Source organism: Kitasatospora sp. NPDC101235 (genome assembly GCF_044767505.1).
In the GTDB taxonomy this organism is placed as follows: domain Bacteria; phylum Actinomycetota; class Actinomycetes; order Streptomycetales; family Streptomycetaceae; genus Kitasatospora.
In genome coordinates this window covers 1-1830 of record NZ_JBIWNZ010000085.1, presented here as the reverse complement: position 1 = coordinate 1830, position 1830 = coordinate 1, and the positions used below count along the sequence as shown (strand labels likewise).

1 protein-coding gene is annotated in these 1830 nt (G+C 65.6%); it reads right to left on the bottom strand.

Annotated features, from left to right (window positions below):
- Nucleotides 1–107: 107 nt before the first annotated feature.
- Nucleotides 108–1830: reverse transcriptase domain-containing protein (locus ACIRRH_RS43890; RefSeq protein WP_403079101.1), on the bottom strand; the 1723-nt coding region annotated here is incomplete at its 5' end.

The following is a 1830-nucleotide window of genomic DNA, read 5'->3' as shown; positions in this document are numbered from 1 at the left end:
GTTGGGTCGGCCGCGCGGCGAGGTACCTGCCCGTGGCAGGTCCTTTTCCGCGCGGCCTCCCGCCGAACCGGACATGACGGTTTCCCTGTCATCCGGCTCTCCAGTGATCACGGCGTGAGTGATCCGGCCGTTCGTGCCTCGTGGATGCGGTCATGGCAGGCAGCGCAGGCCACGAGGGTCTTGCGCCGCCGGTCGAGCATGACGCGCGCCCAGTCGGACGGCGGCCATCCGGCACGGGCGAGATCAGCAAGGGCCCGGACGTGATGCACCTGGACATCACCGGTGGCCCCGCAGACCTCGCACGTGTCCGCCAGGAGCCTGGTGATCAGCTCCTTCTGCGGATAGTCCACCCAGACAGGCCGACGGTCGGTGATCTTCGCCGACCGCTGCTGCTGGAGGGGGATTCCACCGAACCGCGCCACCAGTGGCTTCCTGTTCTTCCGCTCGATGCGGGCTTCGAAGCAGACTCGGGGCCCGTTGGGTGTGTCGATCCTGGCCTTGTGCTTGGCGGCCATCTTCGTCACGGTCGAACGGTGCTTGCCTGCAAGGGTTTTGAGCATGGATGTTTCCATGACCCATTGCAGGCGGTGCAGCCGGAAGACGTCTCCGGCGAGCAGGTAGTACTGGACGATGCCCCGGTAGACGGCCCCGAACGTGGCGACGATCGCGTGATCGCTGCCGTTGGTCAGTTCCGTTCGCTTCGCGGGTTTGCCGCGGGCGAGGTAGGGCTCGCATTTGGCCTTGATCACGTCCCTGGGAACACGAAGGGCGATCTGGCCATTCACTCTGCGGTAGCGGCCGGTCTTCTTCGTGTCATTGTGCTGGGTCGTGATCTCGTAACCGAGGAACCTTGCCGCCCGGCTGCGGGCGTGGGTGATCAGCGTCTTCTCCCGGGAGAGTTCCAGCTTGAGTTCGTCACGCAGGAACTCCGCCAGGCGCCGTTTGATCTGCTCGGCCTCGGCCTTCGGTCCGGTGAACCCGAGGAGATGGTCGTCCGCGTAGCGAACATAGCGAAGCCTGCGATACGACGGATCGTTCGGGTCCGCACTCGGCAGGCTCACCATCCGCTGACGCAGCGTTCGGGCCTGGGCCCGGTCACCGCGCCGGCGAGCTTTCGCCAACAGATTCTGCAACTCCAGGTAGGCCGGGTTACGGGCCCGACGCTCTCCACGGGTGTACTCCGGGATCAGAAACTTCTCGACGAACTCGTCCAACCGGTGCAGATAGATGTTGGACAGGATCGGGGAAGCCACTCCGCCCTGCGGTGCTCCGGAGAGCGTGGCGCCCCATTTCCAGTCCTCCAGGTATCCGGCTGTGAGCATGTTTCGCACCAGCCGCAGGAACCGCTGGTCATGGATCTTCTCGCCGAGGATCGACAGCAGGACCTGGTGGTCCAGGCTGCCGAAGCAGTCGGCGATGTCCCCTTCGATGAACCAGGACGTCCCGGTCCAGGTGTGGGCCACCTCCCGCAACGCGGTGTGGCAGCCCCGGCGGGGGCGGAATCCATGCGATCGGTCGGAGAACGTCGGCTCGTAGTACGCCTCCAAGAGCAGGCGGACCACCTCCCCGACGAGCTTGTCCGACCAGGTCGGCAGCCCCAGCGGGCGCGTGCTCCCGTTCTTCTTCGGGATGTGCACGCGCCGAACCGGCCGGAAGCGGTAGCGCTCGTGGCGCATCGCCTCGATGATCCGGTCGATCTTCCGCTGGGACATGCCGTCCACGGTTTCCGGCGTGACCCCGGGCGTCATCGCGCCGTGGTTGGCGTAGATGCGGCCGTAGGCCAGCAGATACAACTGCGGGTTGAACAACTGTCGATACAGCTCATCGCAC